Genomic DNA, 1,189 nt, shown 5'->3' with positions numbered 1-1,189 from the left:
GAGCAGCGGGCCTGGAGGGAGAGCTGCGTGCTCTTCGACCAGTCCTACCACATGACCGACCTCTACATAGAGGGTCCTGACACAAAGAGGCTTCTCTCCGAGCTTGGGATAAACAGCTTTGAGGGCTTTGGGAAGGATAAGGCCAAGCAGTTCGTTGCGTGCAACCCGGAGGGCTATGTCATAGGGGATGCGATTCTCTTTGGGCTCGAGGAAGAGAGGGTGAGCCTGGTTGGGAGGCCCACGGCGCACAACTGGGTTGAGTACCACGCAAGAAGTGGTGAGTACGAGGTGGAGGTGGAGAGGGACGAGCGCTACGCGGCCAACCCGAAAAAGCGCAGGAGGCTCTACCGCTACCAGATCCAGGGTCCCAACGCAGCCGGTCTGCTCGAGAAGCTAAACGGAGGACCGCTTCCCGAGGTAGCCTTCTTCAGCATGTACCAGATAAACATAGCCGGCAGGAAAGTACGGGCGCTGAGGCACGGGATGAGCGGGCAGCCTGGGGCTGAGATCTTCGGTCCCTGGGAAGAGAAAGAAGAGATAAGAGAAGCCATAGTAGAAGCCGGAGAAGAGTTTGGCTTAAGACAGGTAGGCTCGAGGACATACGCCACCAACACGCTGGAATCCGGCTGGATCCCCTCACCCTGTCCCGCCATCTACACCGGGGAGAAGCTGAAGACCTACAGGGAGTGGCTCCCTGCAGACGGCTACGAAGCGAAAGCCTCTTTAGGAGGAAGCTACGACTCCGAGGACATAGAAGATTACTACTTCACCCCCTACGAGCTCGGGTATGGACGCTTTGTGAAGTTCGACCACGACTTCGTAGGAAGAGAAGCCCTCCAGGAGATGGCGGAGCGCCCCTCACGCAGGAAAGTCACGCTCGTGTGGAACGAAGAAGACGTAAAAGAAGCCTTCGGCAGCCTCTTCGAGAAAGGAGGACTACTTCCCGCCAAGTACATAGACCTTCCGCTCTCCAACTACGCCACGCTGCCCTACGACAGGGTAGAGAAAGAGGGGCGGGTGGTAGGAGTCTCCACCTACACCGGCTACAGCTACAACGAGAGGTCGATGCTCTCTTTGGCGGTAGTAGAAGAAGAGCAGGCAGAGCCCGGCACACAGCTCACCCTTCTGTGGGGAGAGGAGCCCAACAGCACCAAGCCCACGGTAGAGGAGCACCGGCAGGTGGAGATAA

1 protein-coding gene is annotated in these 1,189 nt (G+C 58.0%); it reads left to right on the top strand.

Features of this window, described 5'->3' with window-relative positions; all coding sequences use genetic code 11:
* Nucleotides 1-1,189: aminomethyl transferase family protein (locus tag AC6EKW_RS15010; protein ID WP_498514824.1), on the top strand; the 1,189-nt coding region annotated here is incomplete at both ends.

Source organism: Rubrobacter sp. M3-4, assembly GCF_059772285.1.
Note: the sequence above shows the minus strand (reverse complement) of the source record. Positions and strands in the feature narration are given on the sequence as shown.